Source organism: Streptacidiphilus sp. PAMC 29251, from assembly GCF_054208735.2.
This window is the reverse complement of sequence record NZ_CM135725.2, coordinates 3,232,142-3,251,327: the sequence shown is the minus strand read 5'-3', so window position 1 is coordinate 3,251,327 and position 19,186 is coordinate 3,232,142. Positions and strand designations below refer to the sequence as shown.

Genomic DNA, 19,186 nt, shown 5'->3' with positions numbered 1-19,186 from the left:
TGCAGATATCTTGACACTGAGGTCATCGCAATCTATTGGTGATGGCCAGTAGGGAAACCCATGCTTAGCACGTAAGGACCCTATGCGGTTGATGTCCTCGCTTTTGGAGCCGTGAACAGGCGGAAGCGGACCACGGTATCGATTACACGAGGTCGCTGGGCTGCCAGTCGTGCGGGAGTTTGGGTAGCCCGATCAGTGCGTCGATGTTCAGGTGTTCCAGGAGGAGGGCCTTGAGGTTGCGGCCGTCGATCAGGTCGATGCGGCCGTTGCGGCGGGCGAACTCGTAGCTGGCCTTCCCGAACCATGAGGTGGTGACCAGGACGCTGCCGTTGGCATCGGTGTCGTGCATCACACCCGCCAGGGCGCGGACGGTTTCCACCGGCACGGCGTTCTTGGACCGCTTGGCCTGGATGGCGAAGACGGTGGTTCCGACGGGATTGCGTTTCACGGCGACGGCGTCCACCCCGTCGTCGCGCGAGCCCTGGGTACGCCAGATCTCGAAGTCCATGGCCTCGAAGAGCTGGCGCACGAGGCGCTCGAAGTCGAAGGGATTCATCTGCAACAGGTCGGGGCGGCTGTCCAGCCCTGCGACGAGTGCGACGTCCGCGGTGATGCGGTACCGCGACAGGTCGATCTCCACGACGGGATCGACCGGTTCCAGATCGTAGGGGTGCTTCGAGACAACGGCACCGATCCGGCGCAGGCACAGTTGCGGATCGAGCAGCGGCTCGTCGAGGACCAGCTCGGCGAAGTCGTCCCGCTCCGCCACCACACTGACGACGCATGGCCGCACCGGCTGTCCGGTGGCCCGGTCCTTCGCACTCACGTGCCCGTTGAAGATCACACCGGAGACCACGCTGGCAGGCGTCGCTGCGAAGACCTCGTCCAACGCCCGCAGGGCCAGCCGTGCCACCAGCCGGCGGTAAGCCTCCTGAACCTCGGCCTCCTTCTTCGGCAGCGCGACGATCTCCATACGCTGGGCCACGAACCGGTACCCCAGCACGGCCGGGATGATCTCAAATCCAGGGAGCTCCACCTCCACGACCAGCCGCCGTGCCTCGGGCGCGTATGCCACTTGTGCAGCATCACGACATCCCCTCGGAACGTGTCAAGTCAAATGAGACGTTCGTACGGTTATGCGCTCTGTTGTGCTGATTCGGGTTCTCTGCGTTTGGCGGGGTCGTTGATCCACGCCTGATCGGGGATCTTGGGCGGGCGGGGGCGGCGGGCGAAGCGTTCGGGGTGGCGGGCGTATGCCTCGTTGAGCGTGACGGCGCGCTGGTCCTGGACTTGGCCGGCGGTGCCGAAGTGCACGGACGCAGGCGTGTGCAGCCCGATGCCCGAATGGCGATGCTCATGGTTGTAATAGGCAATGAATGAGTCGAACCACTCGCGTGCGTGGTTCAGGGAGTCGAACCGCGCCGGGTAGTCGGCCATGTACTTCGTGGTTTTGAACTGGCTTTCGCTGTACGGGTTGTCATTCGAGACCTTGGGGCGCGAGTGCGAGCGCGTCACGCCCAGATCGATGAGCAACTGCGAGACTTTCTTGCTGGTCATCGAGGTGCCGCGGTCCGCGTGCAGGTGCTCGGGGGCGATGCCGTTGCGTTCGACGGTCTCGCTGATCAACTCCTCGGCGCGCTCGGCCGATTCGGCCATCTCCACGGTGTAGCCGACGACGTAGCGGCTGAAGATGTCGATGATGACGTAGGCGTGGTACCAGATGCCCTTGTCTGGTCCGGCCAGTTTGGTGATGTCCCAACTGAAGACCTGCGAGGGGGCGGTGGCCACGAGTTCGGGGATGGACTTGGCGGCGTGGGTGGCCTGGCGGCGGCGCTCGCCGGTCTGGCCCTGGGCCTCCAGGATCCGGTACATCGTGCGCACTGAGCAGTAGTAGCGGCCCTCGTCCAGTTCGCGCGCCCAGATCTGGGCAGGTGCCAGTTCGGCATAGGCCGGGCTGTTCATCAGTGCCAGGATCCGCGCGCGCTCCGCCGGAGCCAGAGCTGAGGGCGGCGAGGGGCGCGGAGCGCGCTCGCGCGGCGGGGGCGGGTTGAGCCGACGGTAGTGCGTGGCCCGTGAGCGACCGGTCAGCCGGCAGGCCGCAGTGGTGTTCAACTCCCGCTCCAGCGACTGGAAGAGCTCGTCGGCGACCTGCTCGGCCTCGGCTTTCAGCCCGCACTCTTGGAGAGCAGTTCCAAGAGTGCGGAAGCTTTTCCCAGCAGCTCCAGGGCGGCGTCCTTCTGCGCCAGCTCCCGTTCCACGACGGCCAGCCTCTTGCGCAGCCGCTCGGCCTCGGCTGCTTCGGCGGGCCTCTTGGGGCGTGCGGGCGAGGTCCGCCGGTCGGCGAGCGTGGCCATCGCTCCGGCGTCTCGCGCGGCCCGCCACTCGATGATGTGCGAGTGGTACAACCGCTCGCGGCGCAGGACCGCGCCCTTCTCCCCGCTGGGGGCGGCATCGTACTCAGCGACGATCCGCAGCTTGTATTCCGCCGTGAACGTGCGCCGCTTCGGCCGCGGGGCCGGGTCGGGCTCGGGGGCTGTGCGTGAGGTGGTGGTATTGGAAGCCATGCCGGGAATCTCCTGTCTCGCCCATCCAGACTAACCCGGACGAACCGGACGTCTCAGTCGAGACTGTCAGAGAGGGCCTGGGGACGGGGGAGCGGCGTAGCAAGTTCTCCATGGCATCGGCGACGCCCTGCTGGCCGCGCTCGGCCAAGCCCTGCTCGACATGGGAGTGCCACCGGTCAAGGCCGCCCAGGCGGCGAAGGAGCACGTTCTCCAGTTCCTCGGTGCGCTCGCGGCACTCCTGGGTGCGGTTCTCGACTTCCTGCTTCAGCTCGGTGACCTGTGCCTCGCGTGCCTGCTTCTCACGGTCCCGTTCGGTACGGGCTCGTTCACGCTCCTGTACGTCCTTGGCCCGCTTCCGCTCGGCCTGGCGCTTGGCAAGCTCGGCCTCCACCCGCGCGGCCTCCTTCGCACGCGCCGCCTCCTCGCGCTGCAGCAACTTCTCACCCGCCGCTAACAGACGCGCGTGCTCGGCATCGGCGTTTGAAGGCCTCCTGCTCGGGGCCTTTCGCGGGGGCGCTGCCTGCTTCTGAACTTGCTTTGCCTGTGTCGCCTGGGCCTGCTGCTTGAGCCGGTAGGCCTCAGCGAGAATCTCCGCCACCGATTTGCGCCGTGCCACAAACCCTCCCCAGGTCATCGGTCCTCGGCACCGACGCGATCACCCACCCCTCGACCACGTCCCTCCTGCCATACCCGTCCGCTTGGACCGGGAATCGCACTGTCTCCACGACGCTGCCACCTACGGGCGGGGTGCTCAGCGAACCCTGATCCCCGCTGCTGTCGGGAGGTAGAGGTGAGGCTGCGGAATCGGTGGCGCCGGAGAGACCGTGGGATGCTGGCAGGGTGTTCGGATGGGCGCCTCGAACCAGCTCAACCTGCTCTCCCGGGCCTTGCGGTGGTCTGCTCCGAGGTACGGATTCAGTACACATGAGGACGAGAAACGACGAGGATCGGCGAGAGTCAGTGAGAGGGATTTTCGCAGGTCAGACGGCATGTCAGCTGCGTTTGTGCAGGTCAGAGCCCTGCCTGCTAAGTCCTCGTAATGCGTAGGTCTCGGGTTCGAAAGCGGCCGGTTCCATGCTGGTCCAGCCGCAAGGATTTGGTGCGCATGCCTGTGCTGGGCAGCGTGACGGTCAGGCTGGGTGGGCGCTGTGCCAGGCGGTCCAGAGGTCGGCGCGCAGACGGCCGCGTTCGGGGACGTGTTGGTCCTGGTCGCGGGCCCAGGCACGGACTTCGGCGACGCTCGGCGACCGTGCTCCTGGCGATGCCGGGGTGGGGTCGAGGAACAGGGTGGTTCCGCGCTGGCGGCGCAGTCCGTTCAGGGGCAGTGCGATCAGGTTCCCGAAGCTGGCGTCGCCCTTGGCGCGGGTCGGCAGCAGGTCCTGGGAGGGGAAGAAGCGGTCGAAGCTGGCAAGGGATATCTGCTTGCGGGAGCTGATCGCGTCGCGCAGCAGTGCGGCGCCGAGGTTGCGGGCCAGCGCGGCCGCGACCGGTGCAGTGAAGAACGTCCACACGTACGCGCCCTCGCCCGAACGGGAGACCTCGATCGGGGCCAGCACGCCTGCTGCCTGGCAGGCCGTGTAGTACGCGGCCGCGTCCCCGCGCCACTCGCCCTTGTCGAAGTCACAGGCCAGCAGTTGGCAGGTGTCGTCCAGCAGAAGCGGGTACAGCCCCGCGTGCAGCTTCTCGACCTTCTTCTCCGTGCCCGGCTCGGGCCGGGTCAGGTGCTCGTACAGAGCCCGGTCCATCAGCGGTAGCAAGACCCGCTCCTCGCCCTCGCTCAAGTCCTACGGCGGCTTCTCGGTTGCCGGGCTCCACCCGGAGCGGCCTTTCTTGTTGACCCACGGCCGGGCGTACACATCGCCGCGGCCAACGAACAGGGCTCGGAACAGGGCCACCTTCTCCTGCCCGCCTGAGGACGCGTCCGCGTATGGCAGCCCCGACGACGACAGCATCTGCGGCGCCACGATCACCGGCTCTGACTCCTGTGGCCGCTGCGGCGCGCTGTCCTCGGTGACGGCGTCGTGGGCCGGGACCGCGTCCGTTACCGGACTGCGCGAATACGCCCAGGCAGGCCACCCCGCCAACGGCGGCACGCCTTCCACGACGTCTTCCTTGGCGGCACCGAGTCATGGGGTACCCGGACACCATCGCGCCACCAGCTGGACTCGCGGATGGCCGTGGCTGTCCAGGGCTGAGTCTGGGCATACTGGGTGCATGGAGTCACGGGTGCGGTACGCGGAGATTCGGCCGTACACAGTGCCGGAGACGTTGGAGGAGCTGGCCGGTCCGAGGGACGGGGTGGTGATTCTGCCGACCGTGTTGGACTGGACGCCGAAGCGGGTCTATGACGTGTCGGACGACGTTGACTTGCGCATGCTCTATGAGACGGTCATCCGTGAGGCCATGCATGCGGAGGAGCTGCAGCAGTTTCTGGACCCTGTGCTTCTTTCGGACGTATGGCAGAGGCTGTGGCTTCCGCCGCGCGTGCGGTTGATGTGGGAAGGGCGGTTCCCGCAGCTGGCTCGCAGGGCTGCGTAGGATTCGCCTTCATGGACCAGTTTCACGCTCGACTTGCCCGTATCGGCCTTGGAGCTGCCGCGGGATACGGCTTCGTCCTGGCCGGCGGGTACGCGGTTCAGGCGCACGGGTTCCTGGAACGGCTGTCGGATGACGTCGACCTTTTCACGAACATCGCTGACCCGGTTGCCTTCTCGGAAGCCGTCGATGCGGTGGCTGCGGCTTACCGGGCAGCGGACCTGACTGTCGAGGTGGAGCAGCCCGGTGGGGTGTTCGCGCGGTTCGCGGTTGCTGATGGACAGGGACACGCGGCGAAGGTGGAGCTCGGGTGTGACTGGCGGGCTCACCCGCCTGCTGTGCTGGAGATCGGTCCGGTCCTGCATCCGGATGACGCGGTGGCCAACAAGGTGACCACGCTGTTCGGACGGGCCGCGCCACGCGACTACCTCGACGTGAATGCCGCGCTCGCCTCCGGGCGGTACTCCGGCGGGCGGCTGCTGCAGTTGGCGTCGGAGCACGACGCCGGGTTCGAACTGCACTACTTCGCCCAGGCGCTGCAGGCCGTCGACCGTTGGCCGGACCGGGAATACGAGGCATACGGCGTCGATAGCGGCCAGGTGGAGGACATGCGCCGACGGCTGCGCGCCTGGGCTGCCGAGATCCTCGATGAACGGAACACCGAGAGATGACCCGGTCGGCGGAGTAGACCCAGAGAGGGATATGGCGAGGTCCGCAGCACATATGAAGCCGAGAAGTCTTCGGAAACGGAGAGAACTACTGAGAGTGACTTTCGCAGCTTAGATGCTGCTTCAGGTGCATCTCTGCAGGTCAACGACTTGCTCGGGGAAGTCTTACAAGGCGGATGTCGGCGGTTCGAAACCGTCTGCGCCCACACAGTTCCACAAACCCGCAGGTCAGAGGCCTGGCCGAGCCGCAGGACGAGACTCGGCCAATGTGTCGGGCGAAGCCGTTTGCGCGGTGTCACGATCAATCTGAATCGGGCATTCCGCGCTAGGCGGACATATTTCTAGGGTAAATCGGACAGTCATCCATGATGACATCCGCCCACAATGGCGGCACTCACGAGCCCGTTTTCGGCCCGTGTCGACGAACGCACTGGTCAGAAGCCTGTATCTGCCATGGGGCTGCTCCGGATGAGTGCGGCTCCATTTAGGCGGATGTCGCCCGCGCTGGGCCGCATCAACCCCTCATTTCCCCGTGCTAGTTGGAGGCTCCTGCTGAAGCTCGGGGGTCCGCGGAACACATTCGGAACACATGGGAATTGATCTTGTTGGGTGGTCGACCGGGCGACGGTGCATGCTCCCTGGGGGCGGCTTGGCTATATGTGTGACGGGTGGGCATGATGGGACGCCATGGATCATGAAGGATGGGAACGCGTACTGGTTGAAGCTGCCGGGCGCCCCGAGTTGCACGAGCACTGGGTCCAGGGACTCGCCAACAACTCCGCCGCCTCGGCCGCAGTGCTCCGGCGGATCATCACTGTTCAGGACCGCCTGACCTATCCTCGCCTGTGGCTGACTTGGATCAACGTTGCCGCAGAAACCATCGCCGAGCTCGCCGCACATCCGGACATCCAGGTCCGAGGCGCGATCGCCGAGAACGAGCACGCAGACGTCGAGACGCTGGCAGCGCTCGCCGCCGACCCCGAACCTCGCGTCCGGCTCATCGCCGTCGTCATGGCCAACGATCGCGGTCTGACGCTTCCCGCGCCCCTCGTGGCGCGGCTCCTGGTCGACGACGCCAAGCAGAGCATTCGCGACGAGGCCGGGACCCAGGCGTCGCGGCTGGGGGCGGCCTCGCCCACGGAGGCGGAACTCGCACCGTCGCCCGAGCCGCCGGCACCGGAACTGTCCCGCACCGAGGCCGAGATGCTCATCACCAGCCCGGACCCGGAGACGCGTTCCCGCGCAGCGTGGGACTCCAGGGTCCCACGCGCCCTCGCGCTGCGTCTGGCCGAGGACCCGGACGACATCGTCCGGCTACGACTCTCCTTGCGCGAGGACCTCTCCGATGAGGAACGCCGAGCCATCGCCTACATCGTCCCCGCCGGCTACCACCAGAACCCGCCGTGGATCAATGGCCTGGAGACCGATGCCGAAGCCCTCGTACGCCTGGCCTCCTCGTCGCACGTCCTGATCCGCCGAGGTGTCGCGGGGTTCCGGCACCTGCCCCCTGAGGCGGTCGCCCTGCTTGCCGATGACGAGGACTTCTTCGTCAAACTCACACTCTGTCAAAACTGCGCCGACGCACCGCACGAGCTCGTGATCGAAATGTACGCGTGGTGGCACGGCAAGACCTCCTGGTTCCTCAGGCGGCACCCCAACTTCGAACGCCCCGGCTTCGCCAAGTACGCCCGCCACGTCAACCATCAGCTCCGGCTCCTCTCGCTGCGGGACCCGGAACTGCCCGTTGACGAAGTCGTCCGCTTGGCCGCGGACCCCTACACCCGCACCGCAGCCCTTCGCGATGCCCGCATTCCGACGGCCTACCTGCAGAGCGCGCTCCTAGACGAATCCCGCACGCGCGCAGCTGCGGGAAGCCCGGTGCTGCCGACCGCCGTGATGCACGCCATGCTCGACCTGGCCGGGGTCCCCCAGGACCCGGTGGCCCAATCGCCGGCCGGGGCGGTTCCCGCACGGTGACGCACGGGCGCATGGACGGAGGCGGTTCGGGCGGCGCAGCCGTCGGGGCAGCTGCGCCGTGCGGGCACGCTGCGTAGCGATCAGGGGGATGAGGCCACTGGCGTGTGAGTGCTGTAACCGTCGATTTCGGTGGCTCCTGGATCGACGATCATGGACTGCGAGCTGCTGCTGTGAGGCACCGTTGAGCCAGGAGGTAGGGCCCCTTGGTGGCGTGATCTCGTGGCCAGGTGCTCGCACGCTGGGGTACGGATTCAGTCCGCATGAGGACGAGAACTCATGGGAGACGGTGAGAGCGGCTGAGAAGGACTTTCGCAGGTCAGGCGAGGCATGGACTGCATTTGTGCAGGTCAGAGGCTTGCCTGCTCGGTCCTCGTCATGCGTAGGTCTCGGGTTCGAATCCCGAAGGCGGCCCTGAAAATCCCCAGGACTCACTTGCGGTGACCTTGGCTTTTCTCTTTGGCGGAGCCGTCCGCGGCGGCGGATCCGAGCGTCCCTTGTGGGGCTGGTGTCGGCAACTGGTCCCAGTTGTCGTCGAGTTCGTTGAGGATCGTGCCCGCGGAGTGACGGCCGTCGTGCACCCGGCGGTCGTCGATTCCGGCTTCTTTCAGTAGTTCCTTGTTCTGCAGGCGTGGGGATCGGTGCAGCCGTGTCGCCAGGTCAGCCGTTGGAGCTGCCACCAGGTCTTGAGCCAGTAGTGCGTTGTAGAGCTGGTCCAGATGCTCGGACACGGTGTTCGCCGCCAAGCCCGAACTGGCTGCGGACCCGGTCCGATCCTGCCTGGCCGCGGGCCACCGGCCGGGCTGGGCTGGGTGACCGCCTGAGGTCTACGGCAACGCCCCGGCGCGACACCGACGCCGGCGAGCCGGCCTTCTACCGCTGCTGGGCTCCGACCCCGGCATCCCTCGCCGCACTGATCAAGGCCGCCGGGAGGAGGTGGAGCATCGAGGAGGCGTTCCAGTCCGGAAAGGGCCTGACAGGGCTCGATGGACATCAGGTCCGCCGCTACCCGTCGTGGGCGCGGTGGACCGTGCTGGTCATGCTCGCCCACGCAGGGTTTGCCATTTTCACCCCACGACGAACACCGGCTCGACGTTCAGCTCGCTGATCCGCCAACCGTCGGGCGTCCGGACGGCCTTGATGCGGGCCAGCCCGTAACCCCGTGAGGCCGGCACGAGACTGTCGGCGTGGCCGGACAGGGCCGTGATGTAGGCGCGGATCGTCGCGGTGTCGCCGTCGACCTCGATCAGCACGGTGCTGAACCGGTGGAGCAGGCGGGCGTAGTCCTTGTTGCCGGCCTCGATCTGTGCGATCAGAACGTCGCGGCCCGATCCGGACCCGTTGCGGGTGGTGCCGGTGGCGTCCTGCGTCAGAACGTCTTTCAGGTCGTGGAAGCGGTGCTCGTCCAGAGCCAGGCCCAGATGCAGCAGCAGGTCGTGCAGCTCGGCGCGGTCGGCCAGGGTTTGCAGGTCGTGGTTCATGGGGTGTCCTTTCGGGACTGGGGGATGGAAGGAACGATGCGGGGCGCAACGGGGGGCGCGCATCACTCCCGCCTCGTTCTTGCGCAAAGTCGCAACGGTGTCCGTCCCGCGTAGGCGACACTCGCTTTCTGGGGCAGGATGTGGATTCACGGCGTGGACGTCAGGGGGTGGCCGGCGATGTCTGAGGTGGCGTGGCTGAAGTCGCTGCGGGCCGGGCGCGGTGTGTGCCCGCTGTTCGGGGCCGACGCCGTAGTGGCCCGGTTCGTCGAGATCGTGGCCGTCGACCGGAGCGAGCGGCTGGTCATGGTTCCCGCGTCGTCCCAGCGCCCGGTGCTGGGGTCGCTCCCGATGCCGCCGGATGTGCGTACGCGCTGGCTGGGGTCGGCCCAGTCGGGCCAGGACGTGAGCCTGATCGCCGCCGGCGCCGAACATCGGACCCTGCCGTCCCTGCCGGCCAAGATGGTCATCATCGACCGGGCGATCGTCATGACGCCCATCGACCCGGAGGATCCGCTGAAGGGGGTCTGGCAGATCACCGCGAAGCCGTTGGTGCGCGCCCTGGTCGAGATGTACCAGCGGCTGTGGGAACAGGCGGCCGAGCCCGTGCGGTGGCCGGCAGGGCTGTCGGCCAGGGAGCGCGCCGTGGTGACGCTGCTCGCCGAGGGCTGCACCGACCAGATGGTGGCCGAGCAGCTGGGCCTGAGCCGGCGCACCATCACCTATACGGTCGCGGACCTGATGGAGAAGTACGGGGCGCGCAGCCGGTTCCATCTGGCGCTGCTGCTGGCCGGTGCCGACACCGGGGATTTGGTCGACACGACCGGGGTCTTCGCCGGGGCGCGTAACCATCGCAGGATCGTGAGTTGACGTCACGATCACCATGATCAGCGGGGCTGCTTCGTCTCCTCAGCCACCCCAGTCACGAGGCGCGCCCGCGCCCGCGCCGCCCGTGTCTGAGCTGCCGCGACGCGGTCATCCGCGGGTGCGGCTCACCCGCCGTCGGCTCGGGCGACGGCTCTAAGGGAGGCTGACGTGCGGTCTATGTGCTGTGCCAGTAGCCGGGACGCTCTGACGGCGTCCCGTCCGATGACGGCATCCACCAGGGCCCGGTGCTCGCCGGCGACGTCGCGGTCGTAGTCGTGGCCCACGGGTAGCGACCAGCGCCGGTAGAGCGTCGCGGCGTCGCGCAGCGACATGCACACGGCCAGCAGGCGGTCGTTGCCGCATCCTTCGAGCAGGCTCTGGTGGAACCGCTCGTGCACCGTGAACCACTCGCTGTTGAGGCCGCCTCCCGGTGCCGTGACCGGCGTGCTGGCCAGGTGGTGGTGGGCGGCGACAACTCCCGCTTCCCACGTGATGTCGCCTCGTTCGACCGCTCGGCGCAGGGTGGTGCACTCGATGTCGAGGCGGGCCTCGGTGAGTTCGTTGAGGTCCTTCAGCGACAGCGTGACCACACTGAAGCCCTGTTGGGGTGCGGCCAGTACGAGCCCCTGCTCGGACAGGCGGGTCAGGGCCTCGCGGATGACGGACTGGCTGACGGTGAAGCGCTGGGCGAGTTCCACCAGGCGCAGGCGCTGCCCCGGTGCGAGCTCCCCCTGAAAGATGTCCTCGCGGATCTGCGCGTACACCGCGCTTGCTCTCGTCGTCTTCACTCCCACCATGATCCGAGAGTCTAGCGGACGAACGTGATCCTTCATGATTAACGTTAATCTCTTGCTTTCACGCTATCCGAAGGGAACACTGGACGCCAAGTTCCGAGAACGAGGAGATGCGCATGCGCGTGGCCAACATCAATGGGCGGCTGGTCCTGAAGGGCGCCGACGGCTACGTCGACGTGGAGGCGGCGAGCGGCGGCCGGTTCGGCCCTGATCCGCAGCAGGCGCTTGCCGAATGGGACCACTTCGCACCGTGGGGACGGACGTTCCTGGCAGGCGGCGACGAGCCGGCCGGTGCCCGGCTGGACCTCGGCGCAGGCACGTCGTTCGGTCCTCCTGTTCCGCGTCCCGCGCAGGTTTTCGCGGTCGGGCTGAACTACCGCGACCACGTGGCCGAGGCCGGGTTGCAGGTTCCGGAGGAGCCGGCGGTCTTCACCAAGTTCCCCAGCTCGCTCACCGGCCATGAGCAGAGCGTCGCCCTGCCGGAGGGCTCGGTGGACTGGGAGGCCGAACTGGTCGTGGTCATCGGCCGCCGCTGCCACCGGGCCACCCGCGAGAGCGCCTGGTCCCACGTCGCCGGGCTGACCGTGGGACAGGACCTCTCCGAGCGGCAACTGCAGCTGACCGGCCCCGCTCCGCAGTTCTCGCTGGGCAAGTCCTACCCGGGCTTCGCCCCCACCGGTCCCGAGCTGGTCACGGTCGATGAATTCGCCGACCCCGACGACCTGGAGCTCGGCTGCATGCTTGAGAGCGGCGAGGTGCTGCAGAAGAGCCGAACCTCGAACATGATCTTCGACGTTCCGGAGCTGATCGTCCGGCTGTCGGCCGTGTGCCCGCTGCTGCCCGGGGACCTGATCTTCACCGGCACTCCCGCCGGCGTCGGCGGCGCGCGCACCCCGCAGAAGTTCCTCGCTCCAGGCGACGTCCTGGTCACCTGGATCGAAGGGGTCGGCACGCTGCGCAACCCCATGCGGACCCCCTGAGTCGCACCCGCTGAGTCGCACCCGCTGTCCCCAGCAGAAACAGTCCATCCGAAGAAAGCCGGCAATGATGCCACTGCACCGCCTGACCCAGATCGTCATGGGCGTACCGAACGTCGACCGGACCGCTGCCTACTACCGGGACTTCGGCCTGACGCCGAGCGGCGGCCCGCTGGGCGCCGCCGCCGCGCCGCAGCCCGGTGGCCAGGGCTTCTCCACGGTCGACGGGGGCGAGCAGTTGCGCATCGTCCGCACCCCGCGCCGTCGTCTGGTCGAACTGGGTGTGGGCGCCGACGACCCTGACGACCTGGACCGGGTCGCGGCCTCGCTGGCGAAGCTCGGCGTCCGGGTGGACCGCACGGCAACCGGTGTGTCCGCCGTTGACCCCGGTACCGAACTGCTGGTCCGGGTCGCACTCGCCCCCCGCTACGAGCAGACCCCCACCCCGCTGCCGCCCTACAACACGCCGGGCATCGACGCCCGCCTGCAGGAGCGTGCGCCCGGCATCCTGCGGGAGGGTCCGGTCCGGCCCCGCAAGCTGGGGCATGTCGTGCTCGGCTCCACCGACCAGGAGTTCTCCCAGCGCTTCTTCCAGCAGGGCCTCGGGTTCAAGGTCAGCGACACCGTCCCGGGACTGGCCGCGTTCATGCGCTGCTCCAGCGACCACCACAACGTCCTGGTGCAGCAGGCTCCGGTGGCCTTTCTGCACCACACGTCCTGGCAGGTCGACGACGTCGACGAGGTCGGGCGCGGGGCGTCCGCGATGCTGGAGGCCGACCCCACCCGGCACACCTGGGGACTGGGGCGGCACTTCATCGGCTCCAACTTCTTCTGGTACCTCAAGGACCCGGCCGGGACCTTCTCTGAGTACTACTCCGACCTGGACTGCATCGTCGACGACGCGCTCTGGAAGCCCCGCGAATGGGGCGGCGCGAAAGCGCTGTGGGCCTGGGGGCCGCCCCCGCCGCCGTCCTTCCTGGCACCCGAGGACCTGGCGGAGCTCATGACCGGGTCCCACTCCGGCCCGGCGAAGTAGGGGTCGGCGATGACCCTCCACGACGACAGCGCCAGGGCGAGCGACGTCCTGGTCATCGGGGCCGGACCGGTCGGCCTCGCGTGCGCGCTCCTCCTGGCGGGGACGGTTGGACGGTGACCGTTCTCGAACGGTGGCCCTCGCCCTATCCCCGGCCCCGGGCCGTGCACTTCGACGACGAGACCGCTCGCCTGCTGGCCGAGGTCGGACTCGGTGACCGGCTCGGCGACCTCACCGAGGCGGCCGGCACCTACGAGTGGCGCAACGCCGACGGTGCCCCGCTGCTGCGGTTCGACTGGTCCAGGCCGGGTCCCTCCGGCTGGCCCACCGCGTCGATGACGTACCAGCCGGACCTGGAGAAAGCCCTCGTTGAAACCGCCGAAGCCAACCGGGCGATCACCATCCTGCGCGGGCACGAAGCAGTCGGGCTCGTCCAGAACCCGGAATCGGTACAGGTCACCACCCGCGACGGCCTCGGCGGCGAGCAGCGCTTCACCGCCCCGTGGGTCGTCGGATGCGACGGCGCCAACAGTTTCGTCCGCACCCGCATGCCGACCCGGATGGTCGACCTGGGCTTCTGCTACGACTGGCTGATCGTGGACGTCCACCCGGACCAGGAGCGCACCTGGGACCCCGTGAATCTCCAGATCTGCGACCCGGCCAGGCCCACCACGGTCGTCTCCGGCGGACCAGGCCGCAGGCGCTGGGAGTTCATGCGCATGCCCGGCGAAACCGTGGAGCAGCTCAACACGGAGGCGACAGCCTGGAGACTCCTGGCGCCCTGGGACCTCACACCGGACAACTGCACCTTGGAACGGCACGCCGTCTACACCTTCCAGGCCCAGTGGGCGGACGTCTGGCGCTCGGGCAGGCTGCTGCTCGCCGGCGACGCCGCGCACCTGATGCCGCCCTTCGCCGGCCAGGGCATGTGCTCGGGCATCCGCGACGCGGCCAACCTGGCCTGGAAGCTCGGCCTGGTCCTCGGCGGGGAGGCCGACCCCGCGCTGCTGGACAGCTACGGCAGCGAGCGCGGCGCGCACGTCCAGCACGCGATCGGCATGTCCGTCGAGCTCGGCAAGGTCATCTGCGTCACCGACCCCGCCGCCGCAGCCGGACGGGACAGCGCGATGATCGCACTGGAGGCGGACCCGGAGCGCATCCTGCCGCCGCTGCCCCCGCCGACGCTCCTGGGCGGCATCGTCTCCGGCGCACCGGCGGACCCCTCAGCCGGAAAGCTCAGCATGCAGGCACGCGTCCGCCATCGGGGCCGCACCGGCCTGCTGGACCAGGCGGTCGGCCACGGCTTCGTGGTGGCCGCCACCGTCGACCCCCGCAGCGTCCTCGCAGCCGATCAACTCGCCTTCCTCGACCGGATCGGCGCCCGGCTGCTGCACCTGGCACCGGTGGACGCCGAAGCGGACCCGGAGGTCGCCGCCTTCGACGTCGACGACGTCTATCTGCCGCACCTTCAGGAGGCCGGGCACACGGGCGTGGTGATCCGCCCCGACCACTACCTCTTCGGCACGGCCCGCACCGGGCAGCAGTTGGCAGAGCTGGTCACCGAGCTGCAGGAGCAACTGACCGCATCCCGCGTCGCAGCGTCGACCCCGGCCGGTGCCGCGTGAACACGCCGATGCCGATCTGGATACCCGACCCGGCCGTTGCCGCCCACACCCGGATCGCGCGCTTCACCGAGTTCGTCGCGACCCGGACCGGCACGTCCCACCCGGACTACCCGTCGCTGTGGGAGTGGTCGGTCCAGGATCTCAGCGGGTTCTGGTCGGCGGTGTGGGACTTCTTCGACATCCAGGCCGGCACCCCGTACGAGCGTGTCCTCGACGACGCGCCCATGCCGGCCACCCGCTGGTTCGCCGGTGCGCGGCTCAACTACGCCGAACACGCGCTGCGCACCGAGGGACCGCAGCCCGCTGTGATCTCGGTCGGCGAGGACGGCAGCACCGGTCGTACCAGCCGGGACGAACTGCGGCGCCAGGTCGGCTCGCTGGCGGCCTGGATGCGCCGCAACGGCGTCACCGCGGGCGACCGGGTCGTCGGCTATCTGCCCAACACCGTCCACGCGGTCGTCGCGTTCCTGGCCGCAGCCGCCATCGGGGCCGTCTGGTCGGCCTGCGGCCAGGACTACGGCGCCTCCGGCGCGGCGGCCCGCTTCGCCCAGCTCGAGCCCGTCCTGCTGTTCGCAGCCGACGGCTACCGGTGGAACGGCAAGGAGCACGACCGCCGCACCGAAGCCGACGAACTGCGCGAGGCCCTGCCCACGGTGCGGCACACCGTGCGGGTGCCGTGCCTGGGACTGCCGACCGCCGAGGACCCGCGCTCCTCCACCTGGGCCGAGGTCACCGGTGGCACCGAGGATCCGGTCTTCGAGCAACTGCCTTTCGACGCACCGCTGTGGGTGCTGTTCTCCTCCGGCACGACGGGCACGCCGAAGGGGATCGTGCACGGACACGGCGGTGTACTGCTGGACCACCACCGGCTGCTGGGCCTGCACCTGGACCTGCGCCCCGGTGAACGGTTCCTCTGGTACACGACCACGAACTGGATGATGTGGAACCTGGTGGTCTCCGGCCTGCTGGTCGGCGCCACGCCGGTGCTCTACGACGGCAGCCCCAGCCATCCGGGACCGCGGCGGCTGTGGGAGCTGGCGGCGGAACACCGCACGGCGGTCCTGGGCGTGAGCCCCGGCTACCTCCTGGGCTCGGCCAAGGCGGGCCTGGAGCCCGGACGCGAGCTGGACCTCTCCGAACTGCGCGTGCTCGGTTCCACCGGTGCTCCGCTGCCCGCCCAGCCCTACCACTGGGTCCGCGACCACGTGGGCGATCGCGTGCAGGTCGCCTCGGTCAGCGGCGGCACCGACATCGTCAGCGGATTCGCCGGCAGCGCCCCCACCACCCCGGTGTGGGCGGGCGAGATCTCCGCTCCCATCCTCGGCGTCGCGCTGGAGGCGTGGGACGCGGACGGCCTGCCGGTCACCGACCAGGTGGGCGAACTGGTGGTGACCCGGCCGCTGCCGTCGATGCCCCTGTACTTCTGGAACGACCCCGACGGTTCCCGCTACCTGGACGCCTACTTCGGCGCCTGTCCCGGCGTCTGGCGCCACGGCGACTGGATGACCCGTACGTCCCACGGCAGCGTCATCGTCTCCGGCCGCTCGGACTCCACTCTCAACCGCCAGGGCGTCCGGCTGGGGAGCGCCGACATCTACGCCGTGGTCGACGGGCTGCCCGGCATCCGCGAGAGCCTGGTCATCGGCGCGGAACTCGCCGACGGGGGCTACTGGATGCCGCTGTTCGTCGTGATGGAGCCGGGCCAGGACCTCACCGACGCCCTGCGTACCCGGATCAGCACCGCGATCCGCACCCAGGCATCGCCCCGGCACGTCCCCGACACCATCCTGGCCGTGCCCGCTGTTCCCCACACCCGGACCGGAAAGAAGCTGGAGGTGCCCGTCAAGCGACTGCTCCAGGGCGCGTCGATCAGCCAGGTGGTCAGCCGCGCGGCCGTCGACGACTTCGAAGCCCTCGCCTACTTCAGCCGCTTCGCCCGCAGCGCGGCGCAGAGGTATTCATGAGCATGGCCATCGATGCGCCGGCACTCGACGGATCCGGTGAGAGCGGCGGCGGTGCGGCCTGGCTCTACCGGCTGCTGCCTTCCGCCCGGTACGCGGATCTGCTGCCGGCCAGTGCGCTTGAGACGGTGGCCGAGGCGACCGCGTGCCTGGGGCCGGATCCGGTCGGCTGGGCCGTCGGCCTCGGCCACGACATGGCGGCGAGGATCACCGCCGAGATTCCCGAACTGGGCGGTGGGCAGGGTCCCTTCGAGACTCTGCGGATGGGGACCGAGTCCTCCGCGCTGTGCGCGCTGCTGATGCTCGCCGATCCCTGCGGCCGCGCCCCGATCACCGACGAGGCCCTGCAGGGCGATCGTGACTTCGTACGCCGGGGAGTCTCGCTGGACAAGGTGCTGCGTGGTATCCGACTCGGGCACGCCGACATGGCCCACGCGATGATGAACGCCTGCGAGGCGCTGGCGCCCCCCGAGGAGCGCGCCGGGCAGATGCGGCGCGTCTCGGACACGCTCTTCCGCTTCATCGACGGCTTCTCCTCGCGGATGACCGAGGAGTACGTGGCCGAACACGACCGCTGGGTGACCAGTCGGGCGGCCGCCCGGCAGGAGGCCGTCCGGGCGATCCTCGCCGGGGAGCCGGTCGGGGCCGAGGCGGCAGGCCGCACGCTCGGCTATCCGCTGACGCGTGAGCACCTGGCGATCACCGTGTGGTGCGACCCGATGACCGGACCGGACACCACCGACCTGCAACAGGCTGCCGTGGACTTCCTGCGCCGGCAGGGTTGCACCGTCACGCTGGTGGTACCCACCGGCCGCACCGGCCTGTGGGCCTGGGGGTCGCTGGCAACGCCCCGGGCCTCCACGGACGGCCACGTCGTGCCGCTCGGGCGCGAGGACGTCCGCATCGCCTGCGGATCGTTCCGACCGGGCGTCGCGGGCTTCCGGGACTCCCACGAGGAGGCGCTGCGCGCCGCCCGGGTAGCCCGGCTGAACCCCCGGCCCGGGACGTCGGTGCTGCACTACCGGGACGTCGAGGTCGTGGCGCTGCTCAGCAACGACCTTCCTGGTGCGCGGCGCTTCGTGCGGGACGAGTTGGGGCCGCTGGCGGAGGACACCCCGCAGGCCGAGCAACTCCGGGAGACCCTGCGTCACTACCTGCAGGCCGAACGGAGTCTGATGGCGGCGGCCGAGCAGATGCACGTGGCGCGCAACACGGTGACCTACCGGGTCAAGCGCGCCCAGCATCTGCTCGGCCACGACATCGCACGGCGCCGCTTCGAGGTGCACGCCGCACTGGAGACGGCCCACCTGCTCGGTTCCGCCGTGCTCGGGCCGGCCGGAAGCCTCAGATCAGCGGGGTGACCTGCTCCTCGATCCCGAGCAGCGCCCGCCCGTACAGCTCCGTGGCGATCGCGGGGTTGATCACCGCGTGCCGGCTGCCGGTCTCCTGGTCACGCCAGATCCGCTGCAGCGGGCTCGCCTCGGCGAAGCTGCCCGCGCCCTGCACGCTCAGCAGCAGGTCGAGCGCCTCACGCGACCGCCGCGCCACATACCCGGTGTCCATCCGCACGCGGGCGCGGGTCAACAGCGGCATGTACTCCTGCTTCGCGGCCCAGGCGTCGATGTCGTCGGCCGCCCGCATCATGTGCAGCTGCGCGGTGTCGATCAGCTGGGCCGCCTCGGCCATCTGCATCTGCGTGGACGGTGACTCGGCGGCCCGCTCGTAGAAGGTGTATGAGATCCCCTTGCCCTTGGCGAGGGAGGCGGTGACCAGCTCAAGGCCTGCCCTGGCCAGGCCCACCTGGGGACCGGCCAGCACCAGCGCGAGCACCGGGACCAGCGCGGAGCGGTACAGCGTCTCGCCGGTGTGCTCGGTGGGGTAGTCACCCTGAATGGCCCGGGTCACCGACAGGATCCGGTGCGAGGGCACGAAGACCTCATCGGCGACCAGGGTGTTGCTGCCGGTGCCGCGCATGCCGGCGACGTACCAGGTGTCCTCGATCGTCAGCTCGGACAGCGGGACCAGGGCCACACCCTGGTCGATCTGATCGCCGGCGGCGTCGACGATCGGCATGCCCAGCGTCGCCCACTGCGAGTGCAGGCAGCCGGAGGCGAAACCCCACCTGCCGGTGACGACCTGGCCGCCTTCCACGGCCCTGCTGGTCGCGGTGGGAGCCAGTACTCCGCAGACGCGGGCCAGCGGGTCGGCCCCCCAGACCTCCTGCTGGGCCTGCTCCGGGTACAGCCCGGTCAACCAGTTGCACACATTGACCAGCGTGGTCACCCAGGCCGTCGAACCGCAGCCGCGGGCCAGCTCGGAACCGACCTCCAGGAAGGTCCGCAGGCCCGCCTGGTGGCCGCCGAACCGCTCGGGCACGGTCAGTTGGAACAGGCCGGCCTCGGCCACGGCCCTGATGTTCTCCTCAACGACCCTGCGGTCCTCCTCGGTGCTGGCCGCGTTGGCCCGCAGCAGCGGAACCAGCGCGGCGGCGCGCTCCGGCAGGGCCGTCCCCGCGGTGCAGGCGGTGGTCGATTCGGTCGCGGTGGTCGTCATGGGTACTCCAGGCTGTCGGCCGCGTCGACGATGAGGCGGCTCGCGGTACGGGGTGTCGTCCGATGGATTCCACGCCCGATTCGGGAGCCTGTCGTGGTGCTGGGAGGACAGGATCCGCGGCCCGCGCTGGGCCACGGGGCCAAAGCCGGACGCTTCT

At 69.1% G+C, this 19,186-nt stretch carries 18 protein-coding genes and 2 pseudogenes; 11 read left to right on the top strand and 9 right to left on the bottom strand.

Translation table 11 applies throughout. The annotated features are described in order from the left end of the window. Nucleotides 1-142: 142 nt before the first annotated feature. The 3 genes from ACXKR8_RS15180 to ACXKR8_RS15170 form a co-directional block, all read right to left on the bottom strand. On the bottom strand, nucleotides 143-1,042 hold the full coding sequence (locus ACXKR8_RS15180; protein ID WP_458273440.1) for a restriction endonuclease: 900 nt from the start codon (nucleotides 1,040-1,042) through the stop codon (nucleotides 143-145). Between the two features lie 92 nt (nucleotides 1,043-1,134). Continuing rightward, the gene (locus ACXKR8_RS15175) at nucleotides 1,135-2,169 is read right to left on the bottom strand and encodes an IS3 family transposase (RefSeq protein ID WP_458274906.1); all 1,035 of its coding nucleotides are present in this window, start codon (nucleotides 2,167-2,169) and stop codon (nucleotides 1,135-1,137) included. Next, entirely contained in the window at nucleotides 2,166-2,564 is a 399-nt protein-coding gene (locus tag ACXKR8_RS15170; RefSeq protein ID WP_458266979.1) for a transposase, read from the bottom strand. The genes ACXKR8_RS15175 and ACXKR8_RS15170 overlap by 4 nt, the downstream gene beginning before the upstream one ends. A 160-nt stretch (nucleotides 2,565-2,724) precedes the next feature. On the opposite strand from ACXKR8_RS15170, the gene ACXKR8_RS15165 reads away from it, so the two are divergent. Continuing rightward, nucleotides 2,725-3,018 carry a hypothetical protein gene (locus ACXKR8_RS15165; RefSeq protein ID WP_458273439.1) on the top strand — a complete coding sequence of 98 codons (294 nt, stop codon included), beginning with the start codon at nucleotides 2,725-2,727 and terminating at the stop codon, nucleotides 3,016-3,018. Nucleotides 3,019-3,694: 676 nt separating this feature from the next. Here ACXKR8_RS15165 and ACXKR8_RS15160 read toward each other — a convergent pair. Together ACXKR8_RS15160 and ACXKR8_RS15155 are read right to left on the bottom strand one after the other, a co-directional pair. Next, nucleotides 3,695-3,850 carry an Lsr2 family DNA-binding protein gene (locus ACXKR8_RS15160; protein WP_458274988.1) on the bottom strand — a complete coding sequence of 52 codons (156 nt, stop codon included), beginning with the start codon at nucleotides 3,848-3,850 and terminating at the stop codon, nucleotides 3,695-3,697. Beyond that, nucleotides 3,845-4,516: pseudogene (locus tag ACXKR8_RS15155) on the bottom strand (TOTE conflict system archaeo-eukaryotic primase domain-containing protein); the annotation flags it as partial. The pseudogene ACXKR8_RS15155 and the gene ACXKR8_RS15160, both read right to left, overlap by 6 nt. A 262-nt stretch (nucleotides 4,517-4,778) precedes the next feature. Between ACXKR8_RS15155 and ACXKR8_RS15150 the strand changes: the two are divergent. The 3 genes from ACXKR8_RS15150 to ACXKR8_RS15140 all read left to right on the top strand — a co-directional run bounded on the left by ACXKR8_RS15150 (nucleotide 4,779) and on the right by ACXKR8_RS15140 (nucleotide 7,744). Then, a complete protein-coding gene (locus ACXKR8_RS15150) occupies nucleotides 4,779-5,102 on the top strand; it encodes a hypothetical protein (protein WP_458273438.1) in 324 nt (107 codons plus the stop codon). Between the two features lie 11 nt (nucleotides 5,103-5,113). Continuing rightward, nucleotides 5,114-5,770, top strand: coding sequence for a nucleotidyl transferase AbiEii/AbiGii toxin family protein (locus tag ACXKR8_RS15145; RefSeq protein ID WP_458273437.1), 657 nt, complete (start codon nucleotides 5,114-5,116; stop codon nucleotides 5,768-5,770). A gap of 684 nt (nucleotides 5,771-6,454) precedes the next feature. Beyond that, nucleotides 6,455-7,744, top strand: coding sequence for a hypothetical protein (locus tag ACXKR8_RS15140; RefSeq protein ID WP_458273436.1), 1,290 nt, complete (start codon nucleotides 6,455-6,457; stop codon nucleotides 7,742-7,744). Nucleotides 7,745-8,172: 428 nt separating this feature from the next. On the opposite strand, the gene ACXKR8_RS15135 is transcribed toward ACXKR8_RS15140, so the two are convergent. Then, nucleotides 8,173-8,487, bottom strand: a complete 315-nt coding sequence (locus ACXKR8_RS15135) for a hypothetical protein (RefSeq protein ID WP_458275301.1) — start codon at nucleotides 8,485-8,487, stop codon at nucleotides 8,173-8,175. A gap of 95 nt (nucleotides 8,488-8,582) precedes the next feature. Here ACXKR8_RS15135 and ACXKR8_RS15130 point away from each other — a divergent pair. Further along, a pseudogene (locus ACXKR8_RS15130) lies at nucleotides 8,583-8,807 on the top strand (IS701 family transposase); the annotation flags it as partial. Between the two features lies 1 nt (nucleotide 8,808). Here ACXKR8_RS15130 and ACXKR8_RS15125 read toward each other — a convergent pair. Next, nucleotides 8,809-9,222, bottom strand: a complete 414-nt coding sequence (locus tag ACXKR8_RS15125) for a nuclear transport factor 2 family protein (protein WP_458273435.1) — start codon at nucleotides 9,220-9,222, stop codon at nucleotides 8,809-8,811. Between the two features lie 177 nt (nucleotides 9,223-9,399). Here ACXKR8_RS15125 and ACXKR8_RS15120 point away from each other — a divergent pair, with 177 nt between their 5' ends. Next, nucleotides 9,400-10,089 carry a helix-turn-helix transcriptional regulator gene (locus ACXKR8_RS15120; protein WP_458273434.1) on the top strand — a complete coding sequence of 230 codons (690 nt, stop codon included), beginning with the start codon at nucleotides 9,400-9,402 and terminating at the stop codon, nucleotides 10,087-10,089. A 122-nt stretch (nucleotides 10,090-10,211) separates the two neighbouring features. Here ACXKR8_RS15120 and ACXKR8_RS15115 read toward each other — a convergent pair whose 3' ends face one another. After that, nucleotides 10,212-10,883 (bottom strand): GntR family transcriptional regulator, encoded by a 672-nt coding sequence (locus tag ACXKR8_RS15115; RefSeq protein ID WP_458273433.1) that lies wholly within the window; start codon nucleotides 10,881-10,883, stop codon nucleotides 10,212-10,214. 113 nt (nucleotides 10,884-10,996) lie between these two features. Between ACXKR8_RS15115 and ACXKR8_RS15110 the strand changes: the two genes are divergently transcribed. From ACXKR8_RS15110 to ACXKR8_RS15090, 5 genes are all read left to right on the top strand, one after another. Continuing rightward, entirely contained in the window at nucleotides 10,997-11,860 is an 864-nt protein-coding gene (locus ACXKR8_RS15110; RefSeq protein ID WP_458273432.1) for a fumarylacetoacetate hydrolase family protein, read from the top strand. Between the two features lie 67 nt (nucleotides 11,861-11,927). Beyond that, nucleotides 11,928-12,893: a VOC family protein gene (locus ACXKR8_RS15105; RefSeq protein WP_458273431.1), complete on the top strand. Its 966-nt coding sequence runs from the start codon at nucleotides 11,928-11,930 to the stop codon at nucleotides 12,891-12,893. Between the two features lie 80 nt (nucleotides 12,894-12,973). After that, nucleotides 12,974-14,515, top strand: a complete 1,542-nt coding sequence (mhpA, locus tag ACXKR8_RS15100; RefSeq protein WP_462100515.1) for a bifunctional 3-(3-hydroxy-phenyl)propionate/3-hydroxycinnamic acid hydroxylase MhpA — start codon at nucleotides 12,974-12,976, stop codon at nucleotides 14,513-14,515. Nucleotides 14,516-14,523: 8 nt separating this feature from the next. Beyond that, entirely contained in the window at nucleotides 14,524-16,479 is a 1,956-nt protein-coding gene (locus tag ACXKR8_RS15095; protein ID WP_458273429.1) for an acetoacetate--CoA ligase, read from the top strand. A gap of 2 nt (nucleotides 16,480-16,481) precedes the next feature. After that, a complete protein-coding gene (locus tag ACXKR8_RS15090) occupies nucleotides 16,482-17,837 on the top strand; it encodes a PucR family transcriptional regulator (RefSeq protein WP_458273428.1) in 1,356 nt (451 codons plus the stop codon). On the opposite strand, the gene ACXKR8_RS15085 is transcribed toward ACXKR8_RS15090, so the two are convergent. After that, complete coding sequence (locus tag ACXKR8_RS15085) at nucleotides 17,821-19,029, bottom strand: acyl-CoA dehydrogenase family protein (RefSeq protein WP_458273427.1); 1,209 nt, start codon at nucleotides 19,027-19,029, stop codon at nucleotides 17,821-17,823. The two genes, ACXKR8_RS15090 and ACXKR8_RS15085, sit on opposite strands and share 17 nt — an antisense overlap. Nucleotides 19,030-19,186: the final 157 nt, after the last annotated feature.

Coding starts and splice junctions, on each gene's coding strand:
- ACXKR8_RS15090 (WP_458273428.1), top strand. CDS start 16,482: ATGGCCATCGATGCGCCGGCACTCGACGGATCCGGTGAGAGCGGCGGC.
- ACXKR8_RS15110 (WP_458273432.1), top strand. CDS start 10,997: ATGCGCGTGGCCAACATCAATGGGCGGCTGGTCCTGAAGGGCGCCGAC.
- ACXKR8_RS15150 (WP_458273438.1), top strand. CDS start 4,779: ATGGAGTCACGGGTGCGGTACGCGGAGATTCGGCCGTACACAGTGCCG.
- ACXKR8_RS15085 (WP_458273427.1), bottom strand. CDS start 19,029: ATGACGACCACCGCGACCGAATCGACCACCGCCTGCACCGCGGGGACG.
- ACXKR8_RS15145 (WP_458273437.1), top strand. CDS start 5,114: ATGGACCAGTTTCACGCTCGACTTGCCCGTATCGGCCTTGGAGCTGCC.
- ACXKR8_RS15105 (WP_458273431.1), top strand. CDS start 11,928: ATGCCACTGCACCGCCTGACCCAGATCGTCATGGGCGTACCGAACGTC.
- ACXKR8_RS15140 (WP_458273436.1), top strand. CDS start 6,455: ATGGATCATGAAGGATGGGAACGCGTACTGGTTGAAGCTGCCGGGCGC.
- ACXKR8_RS15165 (WP_458273439.1), top strand. CDS start 2,725: ATGGGAGTGCCACCGGTCAAGGCCGCCCAGGCGGCGAAGGAGCACGTT.
- ACXKR8_RS15125 (WP_458273435.1), bottom strand. CDS start 9,222: ATGAACCACGACCTGCAAACCCTGGCCGACCGCGCCGAGCTGCACGAC.
- ACXKR8_RS15170 (WP_458266979.1), bottom strand. CDS start 2,564: ATGGCTTCCAATACCACCACCTCACGCACAGCCCCCGAGCCCGACCCG.
- ACXKR8_RS15120 (WP_458273434.1), top strand. CDS start 9,400: ATGTCTGAGGTGGCGTGGCTGAAGTCGCTGCGGGCCGGGCGCGGTGTG.
- ACXKR8_RS15095 (WP_458273429.1), top strand. CDS start 14,524: ATGCCGATCTGGATACCCGACCCGGCCGTTGCCGCCCACACCCGGATC.
- ACXKR8_RS15115 (WP_458273433.1), bottom strand. CDS start 10,883: ATGGTGGGAGTGAAGACGACGAGAGCAAGCGCGGTGTACGCGCAGATC.